The organism is Oleiphilus sp. HI0080 (assembly GCF_001635135.1).
Genome location: NZ_LWFU01000715.1, coordinates 1 through 17353, shown reverse-complemented (window position 1 = coordinate 17353; position 17353 = coordinate 1). Strand labels below are relative to the sequence as shown.

General features: G+C 46.8%; 17 protein-coding genes and 1 pseudogene. 9 read left to right on the top strand and 9 right to left on the bottom strand.

Annotated elements, in window-relative coordinates:
* The 4 genes from A3751_RS15425 to A3751_RS15410 all read right to left on the bottom strand — a co-directional run.
* Positions 1–2170, bottom strand: a 2170-nt coding sequence (locus tag A3751_RS15425) for an EAL domain-containing protein (RefSeq protein WP_068457731.1), incomplete at its 3' end; no start/stop codon positions are given.
* Positions 2160–2786 (bottom strand): methylamine utilization protein, encoded by a 627-nt coding sequence (locus A3751_RS15420; RefSeq protein WP_068457728.1) that lies wholly within the window; start codon positions 2784–2786, stop codon positions 2160–2162. The genes A3751_RS15420 and A3751_RS15425, both read right to left, overlap by 11 nt.
* Before the next feature lie 299 nt (positions 2787–3085).
* The gene (locus A3751_RS15415; protein WP_068457727.1) at positions 3086–3268 is read right to left on the bottom strand and encodes a DUF6435 family protein; all 183 of its coding nucleotides are present in this window, start codon (positions 3266–3268) and stop codon (positions 3086–3088) included.
* Between the two features lie 88 nt (positions 3269–3356).
* A complete protein-coding gene (locus A3751_RS15410; protein ID WP_068457724.1) occupies positions 3357–4013 on the bottom strand; it encodes a methyltransferase in 657 nt (218 codons plus the stop codon).
* A gap of 149 nt (positions 4014–4162) precedes the next feature.
* Between A3751_RS15410 and A3751_RS15405 the strand changes: the two are divergent.
* The 3 genes and pseudogenes from A3751_RS15405 to A3751_RS15395 all read left to right on the top strand — a co-directional run.
* A pseudogene (locus A3751_RS15405) lies at positions 4163–4387 on the top strand (HD-GYP domain-containing protein); the annotation flags it as partial.
* 9 nt (positions 4388–4396) lie between these two features.
* Positions 4397–5707, top strand: coding sequence for a GAF domain-containing sensor histidine kinase (locus A3751_RS15400; protein WP_068457720.1), 1311 nt, complete (start codon positions 4397–4399; stop codon positions 5705–5707).
* A gap of 275 nt (positions 5708–5982) precedes the next feature.
* A complete protein-coding gene (locus tag A3751_RS15395; protein ID WP_068457718.1) occupies positions 5983–6234 on the top strand; it encodes a YdcH family protein in 252 nt (83 codons plus the stop codon).
* Positions 6235–6361: 127 nt separating this feature from the next.
* On the opposite strand, the gene A3751_RS15390 is transcribed toward A3751_RS15395, so the two are convergent.
* Positions 6362–7435 (bottom strand): hypothetical protein, encoded by a 1074-nt coding sequence (locus A3751_RS15390; RefSeq protein WP_068457717.1) that lies wholly within the window; start codon positions 7433–7435, stop codon positions 6362–6364.
* Positions 7436–7602: 167 nt separating this feature from the next.
* On the opposite strand from A3751_RS15390, the gene A3751_RS15385 reads away from it, so the two are divergent.
* A complete protein-coding gene (locus A3751_RS15385) occupies positions 7603–8145 on the top strand; it encodes a DUF4136 domain-containing protein (protein ID WP_068457715.1) in 543 nt (180 codons plus the stop codon).
* Between the two features lie 51 nt (positions 8146–8196).
* Here A3751_RS15385 and A3751_RS15380 read toward each other — a convergent pair whose 3' ends face one another.
* Positions 8197–8724: a protein tyrosine phosphatase family protein gene (locus tag A3751_RS15380; RefSeq protein WP_156492512.1), complete on the bottom strand. Its 528-nt coding sequence runs from the start codon at positions 8722–8724 to the stop codon at positions 8197–8199.
* 115 nt (positions 8725–8839) lie between these two features.
* On the opposite strand from A3751_RS15380, the gene A3751_RS15375 reads away from it, so the two are divergent.
* Entirely contained in the window at positions 8840–9289 is a 450-nt protein-coding gene (locus A3751_RS15375) for a DUF302 domain-containing protein (RefSeq protein ID WP_068457714.1), read from the top strand.
* A 28-nt stretch (positions 9290–9317) separates the two neighbouring features.
* Here the strand turns inward: A3751_RS15375 and A3751_RS15370 are convergent, their stop codons facing one another.
* The 3 genes from A3751_RS15370 to puuE form a co-directional block, all read right to left on the bottom strand.
* Positions 9318–10094 (bottom strand): cyclopropane-fatty-acyl-phospholipid synthase family protein, encoded by a 777-nt coding sequence (locus A3751_RS15370; protein WP_068457712.1) that lies wholly within the window; start codon positions 10092–10094, stop codon positions 9318–9320.
* Positions 10095–10584: 490 nt separating this feature from the next.
* The gene (locus A3751_RS15365) at positions 10585–13335 is read right to left on the bottom strand and encodes an AAA domain-containing protein (RefSeq protein ID WP_068457710.1); all 2751 of its coding nucleotides are present in this window, start codon (positions 13333–13335) and stop codon (positions 10585–10587) included.
* A gap of 432 nt (positions 13336–13767) precedes the next feature.
* Complete coding sequence (gene puuE, locus A3751_RS15360) at positions 13768–14676, bottom strand: allantoinase PuuE (protein ID WP_068457735.1); 909 nt, start codon at positions 14674–14676, stop codon at positions 13768–13770.
* A gap of 141 nt (positions 14677–14817) precedes the next feature.
* Between puuE and A3751_RS15355 the strand changes: the two genes are divergently transcribed.
* The 4 genes from A3751_RS15355 to folM are packed head-to-tail and all read left to right on the top strand — an operon-like array spanning position 14818 to position 17223.
* Positions 14818–15384, top strand: coding sequence for a glutathione peroxidase (locus A3751_RS15355; protein ID WP_068457707.1), 567 nt, complete (start codon positions 14818–14820; stop codon positions 15382–15384).
* 7 nt (positions 15385–15391) lie between these two features.
* Positions 15392–15793, top strand: a complete 402-nt coding sequence (gene folX / locus A3751_RS15350) for a dihydroneopterin triphosphate 2'-epimerase (protein WP_068457705.1) — start codon at positions 15392–15394, stop codon at positions 15791–15793.
* A 21-nt stretch (positions 15794–15814) separates the two neighbouring features.
* Entirely contained in the window at positions 15815–16492 is a 678-nt protein-coding gene (gene folE, locus A3751_RS15345; protein WP_082863296.1) for a GTP cyclohydrolase I FolE, read from the top strand.
* Between the two features lie 14 nt (positions 16493–16506).
* Entirely contained in the window at positions 16507–17223 is a 717-nt protein-coding gene (gene folM, locus A3751_RS15340; RefSeq protein ID WP_068457704.1) for a dihydromonapterin reductase, read from the top strand.
* The last annotated feature ends 130 nt before the right edge of the window (positions 17224–17353 follow it).

Genomic DNA, 17353 nt, shown 5'->3' with positions numbered 1-17353 from the left:
CCATTTCAATCGTCGATTGCACGACGGCCTGATCAAATGCACTTTGATCTAGATTTAGAACGAAAGACATATCAATCTTTAACTCATCGACAGGCATTCCTTTTAGCTGACTNAGCGAAGAGTAACCTGTGCCATAATCGTCAACCGCCAACAAAAAGCCGAGGGTTTTGAGTCGATTAAGCACCGAGAGCGCTTGCTCAGGGTCTTCCATCATTGCGCTTTCGGTTACCTCAAAAATAAAGGCATCTGCAGGCATACTTTGCTTTTTGAGCATACTTGCAATGTAGTCCGGTAGGTCGTCATTGGATAAATCGTGCGCGGAGAGGTTTACCGCAATTTGCAGGTGTACACCCTGCTCTTTCCATTGCGCGCCCTGCATGACCGTCTCTCGAATCACCCATCGAGTCAGCAAGGGCATCAATCCAGATTGCTCTGCGAGAGGAATGAACTCACCGGGAGAAATAAACCCAAACTCTGGGTGAATCCAACGTACCAATGCCTCAACCTGCGTGACCTTTCTTTGTTTCAAGTCAACTTTTGGCTGGTAGTGCACGCTAAGCTGGTTACTCGTTATCGCTTCTTTCAGGTTGTTGATTAACTGAAGATGCTTCAGATGCTTTTCGTCCAGCCCGACCTCATACACTTGGGACCGAGAGCGCGAGTCCTTCCCTTTGTTGAGCGCGATATCGGCGCGACGCAGTAACTGCTCGGTATCCGAACCGTGCTCGGGATAAATAGCCAAGCCATAGTAAAAGTCTGCTTTAATAGTGAGTTCATCAATCTGGAATAGCTCAGAGAGCTCGCCAAGCAAAGACTGACACTGTTGCTCCACCTCTTTACCGGATGCGCCCTGCACGATAACCAAAAACTCATCAACCGCAATACGCGAAGGCACAATATCGCCTGTCTTGTGTGCCTTCAGTCTCTGGGCAATCGCAACCAGCAACGCATCACCCACTTGATAACCCAGTGTGTCATTGATCTGTTTAAAATGCCGGATGTCTATCAGCATCAAACCAATATTTCCGGAGCGTCGAGGTGAATCCTGAATCAAGGCCGTCATTCGCTTTGTGATGGCACTGCGATTTTCCAAGCCGGTGAGTTGATCGTTATGCGCTTGATAAAGAATTTGCGCCTCGCGTGTCGCGATACCGCGCTGCATGTTGTCTAAACTGTTGGCCAATGTCGCAAGCTCATTCTGTTTAAAGCGTTGATCAGTAATCTCTACTTGATAGTCGCCATCGGCGATTCGCTCTGCGGCCTTTACCAAGTTATTGACCGGGCGCGTTATATTCTTCGACATAACAAAACCCGCAATAGAAGACATAACTAGCGCGAGAATGGCGATGGACAAAATTTGGATTTTGAGCGGTTCAAAAGACTCCAACGCTTGCTCAAGAGAGGTACTCAGCTGAGCCACCACACGATATTCGCTCTCATCCACCAAAGTTGTAACCAGTGCCAAAAAGCGCTCGTCGTCTTTTTGGAAGAGTTTCCAGTCGTTCGCTAAATCCGAGCTTGGATACTGACCAAGATCCTCTAGCGCGAGTGTGGTTAACTCAAAACCCGAACCGTCTTCCCCAGAACCAATAAATCCAACCTCAAGACTCGTTAGCTCTTTAAGCTGGCTTGCAAGTGATAGGTCCATCTCGAAGCCTGCCAAGGCCCAAGCTTTCGTGATCGGCGCGTTAACCGGCAACATGAGTATTTGATAGGGCTTGTTTTGCAGCACAACCGTACTAGCCAGGCCGCCCTGCTCCGCCGCGGCACTTAACAACGATTGAAACGGAAAATGTGTCAGCTTTACGATACTGCCCGTACTTGCAATCAGCTGCCCATCGAGCGAGGTCAGCATCATCAGATCCGCACCAATACGGGCACCATGATTTGCCAGCACAGACACAATGGTAGACTCATCACCCGTTAACACCGCGGTCTTAAAACCAAAATCAGCCGTCAGCACTTGAGCTGACTCAAACAACTGCTCAGATCGAATATCCAGCAGTTGTTCAAATACGTTTTGACCAACAATCAGTTTGTCTTTTGCTTGCGCCTCAACGCTAGAATTAGTGGCGAGAATGACCGCTAAAATCGTCGTTAACGAGGAAAGAAAGATCAACCCTACGAACGACAGCAGTATTTTTGATCTTAGTCCAATATTAGTCATCATATCGATTTCTAAAACGCGAGAACTTTTTAATCGGCTGCGGCGCAATAAGATCGAGAGTTACCGTCATTGTCTCTTTATCGTCCACCTCGAACATGATTGGCGCATTGATGTTTTCCAACCATGGATGCCAAACCGCAATTTTTTCAGGTGTTTCGGAAAAACGGAGTGTTCCAGACTCATCTGTCACACCATAGCTTGGCCAAGGTGAGACAAAGATATAACCCAGCATGGCGTCGTGAATGTTGCATCCCAACACCACAACACCTGCCTCGCCGAACACCACCGGCTCTTCAGGCACACCTGCATAGAGCTTTATTTCGAACCGCTTTGGCTCAGAGAAGGAGTAAACATGGTGGCGAATATTATCGCTATTGGGAAAAATAACCGATTGGCCTTGATCCACCGCAAGCACATGGGGGACAAAGCGAACGTCCACTTGATCCATCACGGCAGGAGGTTTGCCTGCAGGGTTTGCGGTTCCTTCGGGAACGCCAACATAGGCATTGGCGACAGCTTTGCCATGCTGATCGGTAACCACCACCTCAAGTGCCCATGCTGTCGGGCTGAGCAATACAAAGAGCACGATCTGCCATGCACGCTGAAACGCTTTCAACATATCTTCCTACAAACTTCCCAAAAAGTACTTAGACCATGCTTTTAGTTTAGGTTCGATTTTAAATTTCGAAAGGGACGATCATCAATTCGGGCCATTATTCACGACCGCGGATTCCTCATGGTCGCTTACGATGCATGTGCATGGGTTTTGGCTGTTGCGAAAACGTGTAGAGTCTCTATTCGCTAATCAACGAACGCACCATGTAGCGAAGAGCTTAGGAAATATGTTGACGGCCAAGCTAGCGAGGCAAGCCTGAGCGTAGAGTGATCGTGACTTACCCGAGCATTAGCTAAACGCGCTTAGCGGCCAGCGCGCTCAGGCTCAAGGTCTTGCAGCTGTTTGTAGAGGTTTTCGGCCTCTACGGTCAGCAAAGAGTAGCTTTTAATATCGCCGTTGCGTTGTGCATGCATCGCTTTTTCCAACACGGCGGCATGTTGTTTCTTTAGCTTCTTTCGCGGGTCTGATTTAAAAAGTGAAAACATCTGTGCTCTACTCCCTTTACTCGAAAATAATCGGTTTATAGAGGACATTACGTTCTAGCGCCAAGAACGGGTTCATTCCCAAACACATTCAAACGACACGTTTAAATGTGAGCACGTAGCCTTTAAATTCCTTATCGAGATACGTTGTATCAACTGGCTTTTCTTCTGAAAAACTAAAACCGCGCTGCTCAAGCTGGCCTCTCAGTTTGTTTTTTCGTCCCCGACCTGGATCGACCACCACGACTTCGCAGTCTGGGTTGGCATGCGCATCGATGAACTCAGCAAGCAACGGAGCATGCTCATCTTCGTACAAAAGATCACTGCCAATGATCAAATCAAACTTACCCATGTCGCTCTCGCTTTCGGCCCAATCAATGCGCTCAAATGCGATCGGCTTATCCCCGTTCAACAGGGCGTTACGCTGCAAGAAGGCATCTACTTCAGGGTGATAATCGGTGGCCGTAATGTCGGCACTTTGCTTGTTTAACAACAAGCTGGAGAGCCCTACTCCACAACCTACCTCAAGAATCCGTTTTGACTCCGTTTCCATGCCCAAAACATGATGCGCAAGCACGAGCCCCGAAGGCCAGACGATACCAAACAACGGCCAAGTCGCAGAGCTGATACCGAGTTTCTCGGCAACTCCGTCCGGGTCATGAAACTCTTGATTATTCCTAAGTGTGCAAAGGTGTACGTCGATTTCACCAAACTCTACAGTTTGATAACGCAAGCGGAGATCTGTCATTTTAAAGCCTGATAGTTGGGCGCTGAGCCAACTACCGAAGATAGATAAATGACAAAACGAGAATGTTCGCTAAGAGTATAGCGTTGCGCTGATAAGGCAAGCGTTTTAGCGCTACATCCGGCGCATGTGCGCCCTTCGGGTATCCGGATGGTCTCAAAGGCGAGCATATTCCTATCGAAGCACGCATCATGGGCATTGTTGATGTGATTGACGCTTTGGGCGCGAAACGCAGCTATAAAGAACCTTGGTCTAACCAAGAAATTCTTGCCTTCGTGCTCGAACAAAAAGGCAAAAAATTTGACCCAGCCTTAGTGGAACTTGTTGAAGCAAACTTTACGACGCTCATGGATATTAGAAAACAATATCCGGATTAGGGAGAGTTTATGGAACTCGAGATTCGCGAAATTATCGAGGGCGTATCCAATACGCAAGGCACGGACTTTATCCAAAGCATCACGGAGCAGCTCGCAAAAGTGGTGAAAGCAGATTACACCTTTGTCGCTAAACTGGATATCGATAACTATCTCTCTCGCACACTGTCCATGGTGGTAAAAGGCAGCAAAGCCGATAACATGGAATATTCCCTCGCAGGTACGCCCTGCGCCAACGTGGCTGACGATTCTGTTTGCTGCTACCCCAACAAAGTGGTCGAATATTTTCCTGAAGACCAACTGCTGATTGATATGGGGATAGAGGCCTATTTGGGAACACCTTTACACGACTCTAAAGGAAACGTGTTTGGCTTAATTGTCGCGTTGTATGAGACCCCAATCGAAGATGAAAAGCGGACCTCTACCCTGTTTCAAATTTTCTCCGGACGAATCTCTGCTGAACTAGAACGCAGAGACTATGAGCATAAGCTACTGGCGTTGAATGAAAGCCTCGAACAAAAGGTCGTCGAGCGAACGACCGAGCTAACGGAGACGCTGCACCAACTCAAATCCACACAAGAGCAGCTTATAGAGTCAGAAAAAAATGCGGCATTGGGCGGTTTAGTAACCGGTGTTGCGCATGAGGTGAATACACCCTTGGGCATCGCGATTACCGCCCATTCTGTAATGGCTGACCGCTTTAATGAGCTGAGCAAGAAAATACAATGCGACGAACTCAGCATTCAGGATATGTCGAAGTTTCAAGACGACATGCGAGAATCTTTGGCTTTACAGCAAACCAATCTGGATCGCGCCAAGCGGTTGATTGAAAACTTCAAAAAAACCGCCTCTGATCAGCATGAATCTGAGTTAGAGAGCATTCACCTGAAAGCGTATTACCAACAAGTTTTATCAACATTAAAACCCTTGCTGAACGAAAAAAGCGCTGAGGTAACAGTGTCAGGAGATGCTATGACGCGCTTTACGACATACCCAGGTGTCCACGCACAGATTCTCACGAATCTCATCTCCAACAGTGTTAAACATGGATTTAAAGCGCGTCCGGGTAACCAGATTCACATAGCGCTGTTCAATGAGAATGGCGCCTTAAAAGTCGTTTATCAGGATAACGGCACAGGCTTAACAGAGGAGCAAGCCAAGAATATCTTTACTCCCTTCTTCACGACCGCTCGCAAGGAAGGCGGAACGGGATTAGGGATGTCCATCGTATACAACCTGATTACGCAAAAACTCAGGGGCCGAGTGCATCTTGGTGATAATGACCAAGGGTTTGTTCTGGAATATTATTGCCCTGAGCTATAGGCCTCGCTTTCTATTGGCACCACCAAGACCAAAGACCAACTAACGCGTTAAGATTCGCGTGAAGACTTAAGCACCTCTCGTCGGTGATTAAAGAGAAAACCTACCCTCCTCAAGAGCGACCCGTAATCCATTTGACCTCAATCAATACCTCGCGCTGTTTTTCAGTACATCATGAAGCCATACAGAGTTATTCATCGGTCACCTCTGACGTATCTGATTCAGTGACCGCCCCGTTTCATAAGTCGTTATAAATAAGGGTTCATTGAGGAGACAATATGACCATTGAAAAGCACGATCTAATTCACGAACTTCCAGAATACCGCGACCAGATCCATGAGCTCAAAATGAACAATGCGCATTTCGCTAAGTTGTTCGACCAATATCACGATGTAGATCACGAAGTGCACCGGATCGAAACTGGCGCAGAAACACCATCAGACGATTACGTCGAAGAGCGCAAAAAAGTGCGTTTAAAATTGAAAGACCAGTTATTTGCAATGCTCAAAACCCACGAAGCGACCGCGTAAAGCAGAACCTTTTTGGTGCGTTACACCTAGGTAGTGACGTTTAGTGACTCTCAGTGACTTTCCTTTTGTTGTGTTGAAGGGAAAACGGTTCGGGCAACCTTTGGTTGCCCTTTTTTACGCCTAACGATTAAAACCTCGCCGCCCGCTCTCGGATGAGTTTTACTTCGTCTGAGTCTTCACCAAAGGATTCCACAAACCGTTTTAAATCGCGCTTGAAGTCTTCTTTCTGATTCAGACAGAGGTTATATAAGGCCCTATCGCGTACATAGCGCTCATCAGGGATCTCAGTGTTCTCGCATAAAATACTCGTCGCAACCCAATGATCAACCCAAGGGACAAACCCGGTCGGATTTTGCTCAGCAATCTTCTGAATACGCATAGATACCGTTTGTCGACCCTCAAAACAATCAAACGCCCCCTTATAAAACGCGAGCGATTTGTCTTCTTCGTAGGCGCATACGGTCGCTACGATATTACTGTCATTCAGATCTTCGTACTTTCCCCACTTCAGAATCTGCATACTATTTGTGAAGACAAGCGACTCATGCTGAGTATTCGGATTCGTCCACGGTTGAATAAGATAAGGCCGCTCCGCCAACCAGTTTCTAAAGACGGCTTCGTCATACTGAGCGTTCGTGAACACAACTTGCAGTTCTTGTCCCCGATTCGGTCCGTTTGTACTGCCACCAATTTCAAAACTGGGGCCAGAAAAGCCCTTGCCGATGGCTTTCACAAACAGCGCTCCGAAAAGCACCGCGCAGAAAATGAACACATGCTTGCGAGATAATGAAACACCTCGACAAAACGCATAAACGCTAACCCAGAACGCGTCGGTTAAGATAAAAAGATACAAGGCATTGCTATCAAAACGGACGGCCGAACCGCTTGGCGAATAATCGGTAAACATGGCGCTGTACAGACGATCAAAATCAATATGTAAGGCAAGAGCAAAGGCGAACACACCCACAGCTCCAAAGCTAAATAGCGTCTTGCGCGTTAACGCTTCGCCATCGCCATTGAGCACCTTCATGACGATCATGCTGACAATCAATCCCGGCACGTGGAGGACGCCACCGGCAACCGGTAAAGGAATAAGATACTCAAAGAAGGCGCTGCCTGAGCCCCAGATGCCGGACCAACCCAGCGCCCCCGCAATGAACGCCGGAGTGAGCCAAATCAAAATCAGAAACATGACGTACATAAAAACATCCACTGTTAAACGGTCTTCTGTAAAAGCTTAGTCGCAAACCAAGCGTCTCGTGAAATAAAACCTGAGCAATAAAGCAGATGCTATGGAATTGCTCCGAGGAGGTGGTATTCTGGATACCGTAGTTTTAGATTCACCACTAACAACAAGAGAAATCAAAGATGCTTTCAAGACTAGCCTCCGGCTTATTATTCACGACTATCGTTTTCCTCACTGGCTGCGGAACCGCGCCACTTGAGGTCGTTCATGTGCAAAAAGAAGGCTTTAACGAAGGTAAGTATATTTCGTTTAAGGTTTCGCATAGCCATGTAGACATCGCAACTAAAGCGGAAGAACTCATCAACAAGGCAATTGCGGACGTGATGACAGAAAAAGGCTATGTGGATGGCGCGAATGCAGACTTTGAAATTCGCTACTCGCTTAAAACGATGCAATCACAGCGCTTGGAAATAGAAAGCGTGGCCCCGACCGGTCCGGCTTGGCAAGGCGGTGCGCAACCTGCAGGACATCCACCACAAATGGAAGCCGTTTTTGAAGCGCGCATGTTGGTGAACGTGATTGATACAAAAACCGGTGAAGTCATTTGGAAGGCGGCTTCTAATCGCGACCTGACTCAGGTAGACGTTTCCAAGTTCGATTCAAACAAAGCACATGATCGCATGCATGAGATGTTTGAAAACTTCCCTGCTCGTTATTGGTGGTAGCAAGGACAAGGTTGGACAAAAGCATTACGGCATTCAACGCGTCCTTTGAGTTCAAGCTCGGGGCGTGTTGATAAACGTTTTCCATACGCCCAACGGGGTCCATATTTTTTGCAAGTCCGCACCTGCTCCCTCTAAATCCTCTCCTAGCACTTGGGTGCGATAACGAAATAAAAACGCCGACGCGCGCATGTTTGCAGCACAATGTAACCAGACCTTTTCTCCCTCAGACTCTGACATACATTTTACAAACGCCTCGAACTTTCTCTCTGAAGGTCGCACAAAGTTAACGGGTATATGCGTATAACGCAGCCCGAGCTCGCTAAGCGTGTTTGCTTCATCCGCTAAGGAGTTTTCGGCATCATGCGGTGCGAGATTTATTACAGAATCAAAACCCGCCTCTTTGATCAAGGCGAATTGTGCTTCACTCGGCTGCCCGGAGGTACTTAGTCGATCTGAAATAGGGAGGTAGTTATAGATATCCTCAAGCGACTTAGACTTAGCCTGAGCCGACAAGGGCGAATATTTGCGGATGAGCGACAGCAAGTATCCCGATGTCGTTTTTAGAGTATTCACTGACATAAACCACCTCAAAAGATACACCATTAAATGGATCTTCATCTTGCGCGATTTGTATCGGCAATACATCCCCCTTATGCTTGCTCAAACTAAAAAACAAAAACTCAGGAGAACAACAATGAAAAGCCTCAGCTCACTATGCGCAGCACTTTTGTTTATGGCGAGTTCTGCTTGGGCGCACAATGGCATGGTACATGTCGCAAGCGCGAACGACTTCGACACCACGATCAGCAAACTTACCCAAGCGCTCCAAGCAAAGGGCATGAAAATTTTCGCCACCATCCCGCATTCAAAGGGCGCGGCGAGTGTTGATGTTCGGCTAAACCCAACAACCCTAGTCATCTTTGGTAATCCAAAGGTCGGTGCGCCGCTTATGGCCTGCACACAGATAGTGGGTATCGATTTACCGCAGAAAGCCTTAATAACGGAAGATAGCGAAGGCAAGGTCTCGCTGACCTATAACGATCCCGCTTACCTGAAAGAGCGGCACGAGATTGAAGGCTGTGATCAAGTCTTAGACAAAGTGAGTAAGGCTCTCGCAAATTTTGCTAAAGCCGCAACGCAATAGCGCCTTACGTGAACACATTTGATCGACTCTACAGCTTACGGGCTACATAAACGCCGTAGCTGTAGTAGTCTTTGTACTTTCGATAGAGCGCGACCTCTTCTCTTTCAGCGGCTATGAGCTGTTGCGCAACTTCAGAGTTGTTGTGTCGCGCTAAAAAATCATCATAGCTTCGCTCAAGTGGACCGTAATAATTATCAATCCAACAATGCTCTGGCAAAATAAAATAACCAAGTAACTGGTACCCTGCCCTTTCAAGTACCTTTATTTTGTTAGAGGCTGTGTCGATCTCAGGGTAAGCCGCATGCCAATAATCTTCGAGTTCTTTTGGCCGCTCTGCGGTCGTCCAGGTAATTTCAGACGCCACCAAAACGCCATCTTGTTTTAAAAAATGACGCCACTGCTTCAAGCCCTGCTCAAACCCTATGTTGTAAATAGCGCCTTCTGACCAGATGACATCAAACTGCTCTGACTCAAAGGGCAAGTCATCCATAGATGCGCAACAGCTTGTGATTTTATCGTCGAGTTCGACTTCCTCAGCAATGCCGTTCAGTTCGTTCAGAAACTCTTGGAGGAAATCTACCGAAGTCACTTTGGCGTTGAGCATCTCTGCCAAAATCAGACTGGACGCGCCCGTGCCACAACCGATATCCGCGATCCTGTAAGGCGCATTCAGATCGAGCCCGGTAAGATAGAGCGCTAGCTCTGTTTCTGATCGGCCACCAGGGCCTTGACGCTCGTTGTTCTTGTGAAGATCAATCAGTAGTTCAAGATCGTCAGGAAGTTTCTCTGGAGTATTCTCGGCCATGCGTTCGTCATTTCCAAACAGACAACAAAATATGAAACAACTCTAGACGATCAAACATGCATTGGCGAGCGCAGTTTACTTGCGCCTAAATACGCATTTTGGACACATCATCCGCTTAAGCGAAAGAGGTGATGAGAGCAGTTTGAACAAGGCGAAAACGCACGCAAGAGCAGAATAGTTTGCCAATCTTAGAGTTCGTCAAAAGCGTCGCGGAACAATAAAGTCGTTAACTTTTGAGGTTCTAGGTCTTCTATTTTTCCCTTCTTTATCCTGAGAAGTCTAAAACTCCGCTTCCAACCGGTCAGCTGTCACCAAATAGCGGACATGCCGATCGAGGCAAAGGTACATCGGTTTTGGATGAAGAGCGGACGTAACAGACCTATCGAGATCGCATTCGCGTAATTTACTATCCAGAGCTAAAAGGAGACCTTCTCCGTTGAGCTAAGAGCATATTCCTAGTGTTGGTAAGACGGACCATGAAAAATAGTGCCTATTTTAATGCCGCCATAATCTGTCCCCGTTCGTCACTTTCATTTGTTTTAAGTCTCAGAAGCTTCAAGCCTATTTTGTCTAGAACTTGGTTTTTAATTTCGTCCCTTTCTTGCTGAGCTTTGTTGTTCTCATGAAACTGATAACCATCTACCTCGATTGCTAAAACTGGTTGCAAATCTATTTTGGAGTAAACTAAGAAATCAATATGGGACCAAGGATTTGTGACGAAAGCAGCTTGTTCGGGGTTCAGGTCGCTAGCCTCTTTGACGATATCATTCAATTGTATGTGCAGCCCATATGTTAAATGGTTGTACTCTTCACTTTCCAAAATATCGAATAGCAAGCCATCCACAAGATTTTCCGAGTCGTAAGCAGAGCGTTTTTTACTGCCTTCGAATACCTTTCGGAGAAGGTGGCTTTGCTCCTTGTATAGGAGATCAAATATTGACGACTTCTTACTTTGAACTAATCCCTGTCCTAAGGTTTGATAATCCACGTAACGGATTAATGATCCAATATTAGAATCTTGCTCAGCAAAAATACGATCTCCAGCAACGAGCACAAATTGGTCTACCGCTCTCGACACCGCAACGTTAACGGTATCGGCTCGGTCTATAAAATCATTTATCGAATTGGCCACAGTCGAAAAAATAATTACTTTCTTTTCTCTGCCTTGAAACTTATACACAGTGTCTACATCCAGACGATTGGTACCCATACTTTTTACTGCCTTATTCACATGCGCCCTGTATGGGGCAATAACGCCGATTTCTTCGGGGTCAGCACTCGCTAACCGCGCTTCTCGCAATACTTCATCTTTGATGACGGAGATCTCACGTTGACTGAACAACCCAGATTCGTTTATTTGCTTTCGAGCATGATTTCCTTCTTTTAATCGGTAAACCAAAAAAGGGTACTCTCGACCTTTTACTTCCGTCATAACTAGAAGTTCATTGTTGTAAAACTTTTTGTTACAGAAGCCTATGATTGCGGGATGGCATCGATAATGTTCACGCAACATGACGCGAGCTAGTCGACTGCCAAAAACATCAGAAATAGAGGAAAGAATACTTTGCGTATAGAAATTGTAGGCTTGAGGTACTTGAAATCGCGCTTCAATTTCACCCCTCTGAAGTAACGCAGACTCTGAAGGGAAGTTTGATATCTGTTTCAAATCACCGACAATCACAACATTTTTAGCTCTCGAAATTGCCATTGCAGCGGTAACTAAATCTACTTGTGAAGATTCGTCGATGATTAAATAATCCAGCAACGAATTTCTCTCTACACAATTTCTTAAGGAGTTGGTCGTGCTCAATATCAGCGGATATTGTTGAACAAAGGAGTCGAAATCAGATTTGTAATTATCTGACGTGAAAGACCTTATTCTCTGACCTTTCCGGTTCCTGGCTACATAGTGACGAAACAAAGCTGAGGAGAGCTCTCTACTAGAGGCCATTAGTTCCCTGCTGCTTAAACCAATCAAACTTTCTTCGAGCTTTGATATCCGCTCCTCTAGCTCTCGCTCTTTAAGATACAGGTAGTCCTTCTCCAAGTTCGTAATCAAAACTGAATCACAAGATAGGATTCGATCTGGTCGATAAATACCAAACGAGATGAATGCTTTTAAAGAAGCTAGTGCCAAACCGAGCTTACTTGGTTGTTTTAGGCTTGTTAGTAGTAGCTTGAAGCGAAGAACCATTGTTGACTTGGCTCTGCGTCTGCAGCTTAACCGCTGAAAAACCGGTTGTGCTTTCGGGTACTTCTTTTCAAAGTGCTTTCTCTGGATTCTAAGCTCATTGAGCTCTTGTCTTAGAAGAGCTTTTTCACCCTGCTTACTAAGCACTTCTGATAGATTGTTGTAAACATCTTGATATCGAGTTGAAAGCTCTCTGTAGCGTTCACCTAAGTCCCAGCAATCTATTTGCGGTTCAGACTGAGCTGTGTTGAAGAAAGCATCTTTTCTTGCTTTGTTTCCGAGGGAGGCAGACAGAAAACCAAAGCCATTTGCATCGAGTTTTTCAAAAACATTGTCTGTTGCGGGGTTACTGCCAGCGACCACTCCAACTGTCTGACCTCTGCTCAAAATGTTCGCGATAATATTTAGTATTGTTTGAGTCTTCCCTGTACCAGGAGGCCCCTCTATCAAACTGAATTGGTTCGTCAGCGCATTTTCGACGGCAACTTTCTGGGAAGGATTAATTCCAAAAGGAAAAATCACCTCTCCAGATATTTGCTTTCTCGCTTCTTGGTCTCCCTCTAGATAGAAGTAGAGGGCAGATTTTGGGTTGATGACCCTGCAATACTCATACTGCTTTTTGAGATAGTCATTCGGCTCCCCAGAGTCGTTTTCAATCTTGAAGGTATCAGACAAATGAAAAAAATATGCGAAAGGATTATTTGAACTTTTATCCTTTGCGTAATTTTTTATTCTTCTGCAATCGTTCTTGCGCGCAAGTAAACATCGTCCGCTGTCTGAGAAGAGCTTCATCCAACTACCGAACTGAATCACTTGTGCGTAAGCATGAGGATTACCGCCTTTTATGCTTATCAGATCTCCCTTGAGATCTATTTCGGAAGGGCTATTCTCGTGTTCAAGATTTCCTTTGCGAAAACCGTATTCCTTACCGCCTAACTGGTAACGAACCCAGAACCGGCCATCTCTATCAACAATATCTGCTACATCTTTGGTAATATCCTGGTAAGACCCATCGACATGTCTGATAACTAGATGCTTGCTCTCGTCCATATGCGTGTCTTAATCCAGGTAAAAGGGAGTGCTTTTTATAGTCTATACGTGACTGATAAAGCTAGCTAGCAGGCCGAATCAAAGCTGCGCCTCTGATCCGGGGGCGGTATGTCTACTTAACTCGGACAACCTGACCAAATAAAGCCTAAGATTTCTCTCGACGTTATGTCCGTAATTTGTCTTAGCACCGAACGAAACTTATTGTGCCGATTAGGTCCGCTTCTCTCACATTTCCGGTGAAGGTTTACGGCTGACGCAATGTCTGCTTTGGTGTGGCAGCTGACTCCATTCGGCATCGACTTTGTTAACAACAATATTGTTCACCAACAGTAAAGTCGAGGCATAAAACGGGCGAAAACGCGCAATTTACTTGAGTGTAAATGAGCATTTTGAGCCCGCTTTTAACGATGAATTTGCAATTGCAGCAGCTTTTTAGGCTTGGGAGGGTGGATGATGCTCATGCCAATGCCTGGCAATATCCACCCGCCGCGCCACCCAAACATCGCTATGCGACTGCACGTAGTCCAAGAAACGCGCCAATGCTGCTGCCCGCGCGGGGCGTCCAACTAAACGGCAATGCAGGCCGACGCTCAGCATTTTTGGTGCGCTTGCTCCTTCTGCGTAGAGCATATCGAAGGCATCTTTCAAATAGGTAAAGAATTGATCGCCTGAGTTAAAGCCTTGGTTTGTCGCAAAGCGCATATCATTTGTATCAAGCGTGTAAGGCACGATTAAATACGGCTGTTCGTAGTCATATACCCAATACGGCAAGTCATCTGCGTAGGAGTCTGCGTCATACAAAAAACCGCCTGCTTCGTAAACCAGATCACGTGTATTTGGGCTTGTTCGTCCGGTGTACCAGCCTAAAGGCCGCTCGCCTGTAATTTCTTCATGTTTCTTGATGGCTTCGCGGACCTGACGGCGCTCTTCGTCTTTATCTATAAATTGATAGTTGATCCACTTATAGCCGTGTGCTGCAATTTCCCAATCTGCGTCTTTCATTGCTTGAACAGCTTCTGGGTGCTTCTCTAGGGCGGTCGTTACCCCGTAAACGGTGACCGGCAAATTGCGCTCTGTAAACAGCCTGTGTAATCGCCAAAAACCCGCACGACTGCCGTACTCGTAAATCGATTCCATACTCATGTGCCTGACACCTTCAAGCGCTGGCGCACCGATCATCTCAGACAAAAAGGCTTCGGATGCGGCGTCGCCATGGAGAATGCAGTTTTCGCCGCCCTCTTCATAATTGATAACGAACTGCACAGCAACCCGTTCGCCGTTTGGCCAAACATCTTTCGGGGTGTGTTGGCCATAGCCAACTAGATCTCGGGGATATGTCATGTCAATCTCAACGAAAAGAGTAAAACGATCAGAAAACCATAGTAAGCTGACCAAGCGGTCAACTCAATATTTATCTTAGCATGTAAACCAAAGGGCGTTGATCTCGCGTAGAGAGCTAAAACGCCAAGAGAATAGACGCAAATGCTTAAAACTGCCGCATTGTTCGCACATCCGCTTCGATCCCTTGCTTTAACGCTGTCTTTGAGCCTGTCGTTCACCGCTGACGCTTTGGCTGAGTGCGCTCAGTGGCTCGATCATAAAGTTGCAAAACTGCATAGCCAAGAGACGTTGAACCTATGCGCGTTAACCGAGAACAAGACCGTGCTTTTTGTAAATACGGCGAGCAAGTGCGGTTTCACGCCGCAGTTTAAAGAACTGCAAGCACTCTATGAGCGATATCAGGATCAGAACTTTACGATCATTGGTTTTCCTTCCAACAGCTTTCGTCAAGCTGCAAGAGATGAAGGCGAGGCCGCAGAAGTCTGTTACGTCAATTTCGGCGTAAAGTTTCCAATGACGAGCACCACGAGTGTTCGCGGTACAAATGCGCATCCGGTGTTTCAACACCTGGCCGCAGAAAGCGAAGCACCACAATGGAACTTTAATAAATACCTCGTGTCGTCTTCTGGTGAGGTAATTGAACATTTTGGAAGCTCTGTCTCCCCAACGTCTCGCCAATTAACCCAAGCCATCGAATCCGCTCTGTGAGGAAACCATGAGCCAAGCAAATAAGATTGCCAATCTACAGACCGCAACGCGAGCTAGCCAAGCCGTCATTCATATTACTAACCTCCGGCTGAGAACGTTCATCGGCTTTAATCCCGAGGAACAAGAAAAGCAGCAGGACATTATCATTAATGCGGAGATCCATTATCCGGCCAATAAGCTTTGCTTAAATGATGACGTTGAGAATGCATTGAACTATAAGAACATTGCCAAGGGCATTATTAAGCACGTTGAATCAGGACGGTTCTTGCTCTTGGAAAAATTAGTTAGCGATGTACTGGAAATATGCCATGAACATGAATGGGTTAGCTACGCAAAGGTCAAAATTGATAAGCCGCACGCATTGCGTTTTGCCGATTCTGTTTCACTTAGTTTAGAGTACCGCGGCTAACCGCCGTGCAAGGAGCCCATCATGGAAGCACTATCAAACACCACCATCACGCCAAAAATGAGTAAAGAAGCCCACCTGGTTCGTGATGCTTTAATTGCTGCGGGGCTAGAAACGCCGCTTTTACCAAGTACTCTAACCACAGACCAAAAATACGAGAGGCTCAAATCCTTGTTTACCGATGTGGTCAGTACTCTAGGCTTGGATCTCAGTGACGATAGCCTTAACGAAACACCGCACCGCATCGCCAAGATGTATATTCGTGAGATTTTCTCTGGCTTGGACTATGGCAACTTTCCCAAGATCAGCGTGATCGACAACAAAATGTCTGTGGATGAAATGGTCACGGTAGCTGGCATTTCGGTTACCAGTACATGCGAGCACCATTTCGTCACGATCGACGGCACAGCGAAAGTGGCTTATATTCCAAAAGGCAAAGTGATTGGCTTATCAAAAATAAACCGCATTGTGCGTTTCTTTGCACAACGTCCACAGGTTCAAGAGCGATTGACTCAGCAGGTTCTGCTCGCCCTTCAAACCTTGCTTGGAACGCAAGACGTTGCGGTCTCGATAAATGCGACACATTATTGTGTTAAGTCGCGTGGCATTATGGATTCAGGATCAGCGACCTCAACAACGGCATTGGGTGGTTCGTTCAAGGAAAATCCGCAAACTCGCAATGAGTTTCTGAATCAGGGATAGAGCACACACGCACAATGACAAACAATAAAAGTATTTTTATCACGGGTATTTCCCGTCGACTCGGCCTTGCGCTCGCGCATCATTTCTTGGATACGGGGTGGGAAGTTATCGGTACCTATCGTTCAGAACGTAAGGAACTTGATGCTCTTTGGGACAAAGGCGCGACGCTTTATCAGTGTGATTTTCAGGACATGGATGAAGTGCAGGATCTAATCTCAACGGTGAGAACAAAGCACCTGCAGCTGCGCGCCCTCGTCCACAATGCCTCCGATTGGATGGCCGAGGGTAAGGGCTACCCCAACGCAGAAGTGTTTGACCGAATGATGAATGTGCACGCCAAGGCCCCTTATTTGATGAACATGGGCTTGAAAGACACGCTAGTGGGTAGCGAAGGCGAGCTAGCCGACATCATCCACATTACAGATTATGTCGCAGCACGAGGTAGTAAAAAGCACTTTGCCTACGCCGCAAGCAAGGCCGCTCTCGAAAACCTAACGCTTTCGTTTGCCGCCGCCTGCGCGCCAGAGGTGAAGGTGAATGCGGTTGCACCTGCCCTACTCAAGTTCAATGAAGACGATGACGAGGCCTACAAGAAAAAAGCCGTACAGAAAGCGGTTTTACCATGGGAGGGCTCGTTCGAAGCCGCGATCGAAGCCGTAGAATATTTGTTAGCCAGCCGATATATCACTGGCCGCACAATCCATTTGGACGGCGGCCGTCATCTCAAATAGCCGCAGCGACTAGGTCGAGCTGGGGTCTAACAAGTCTTTGAAAGGCTGAAAATCGCTCAGTAGCGCGAGAGCGGGGTCTTCCGACATCGCTTCGCGATAGCTTTCTTGCTTGGTTAGGGCTCTTTGTAGG

Bases quoted from the DNA above. Each gene is read 5' to 3' on its own strand.
- folE (WP_082863296.1), top strand. From the start codon at position 15,815: ATGGAAGCACTATCAAACACCACCATCACGCCAAAAATGAGTAAAGAA.
- A3751_RS15410 (WP_068457724.1), bottom strand. From the start codon at position 4,013: ATGACAGATCTCCGCTTGCGTTATCAAACTGTAGAGTTTGGTGAAATC.
- folM (WP_068457704.1), top strand. From the start codon at position 16,507: ATGACAAACAATAAAAGTATTTTTATCACGGGTATTTCCCGTCGACTC.
- A3751_RS15380 (WP_156492512.1), bottom strand. From the start codon at position 8,724: ATGTCAGTGAATACTCTAAAAACGACATCGGGATACTTGCTGTCGCTC.
- A3751_RS15370 (WP_068457712.1), bottom strand. From the start codon at position 10,094: ATGGCCGAGAATACTCCAGAGAAACTTCCTGACGATCTTGAACTACTG.
- A3751_RS15365 (WP_068457710.1), bottom strand. From the start codon at position 13,335: ATGGACGAGAGCAAGCATCTAGTTATCAGACATGTCGATGGGTCTTAC.
- A3751_RS15390 (WP_068457717.1), bottom strand. From the start codon at position 7,435: ATGTACGTCATGTTTCTGATTTTGATTTGGCTCACTCCGGCGTTCATT.
- A3751_RS15420 (WP_068457728.1), bottom strand. From the start codon at position 2,786: ATGTTGAAAGCGTTTCAGCGTGCATGGCAGATCGTGCTCTTTGTATTG.
- A3751_RS15355 (WP_068457707.1), top strand. From the start codon at position 14,818: ATGCTTAAAACTGCCGCATTGTTCGCACATCCGCTTCGATCCCTTGCT.
- A3751_RS15385 (WP_068457715.1), top strand. From the start codon at position 7,603: ATGCTTTCAAGACTAGCCTCCGGCTTATTATTCACGACTATCGTTTTC.
- A3751_RS15375 (WP_068457714.1), top strand. From the start codon at position 8,840: ATGAAAAGCCTCAGCTCACTATGCGCAGCACTTTTGTTTATGGCGAGT.
- A3751_RS15395 (WP_068457718.1), top strand. From the start codon at position 5,983: ATGACCATTGAAAAGCACGATCTAATTCACGAACTTCCAGAATACCGC.
- A3751_RS15415 (WP_068457727.1), bottom strand. From the start codon at position 3,268: ATGTTTTCACTTTTTAAATCAGACCCGCGAAAGAAGCTAAAGAAACAA.
- folX (WP_068457705.1), top strand. From the start codon at position 15,392: ATGAGCCAAGCAAATAAGATTGCCAATCTACAGACCGCAACGCGAGCT.
- A3751_RS15400 (WP_068457720.1), top strand. From the start codon at position 4,397: ATGGAACTCGAGATTCGCGAAATTATCGAGGGCGTATCCAATACGCAA.
- puuE (WP_068457735.1), bottom strand. From the start codon at position 14,676: ATGACATATCCCCGAGATCTAGTTGGCTATGGCCAACACACCCCGAAA.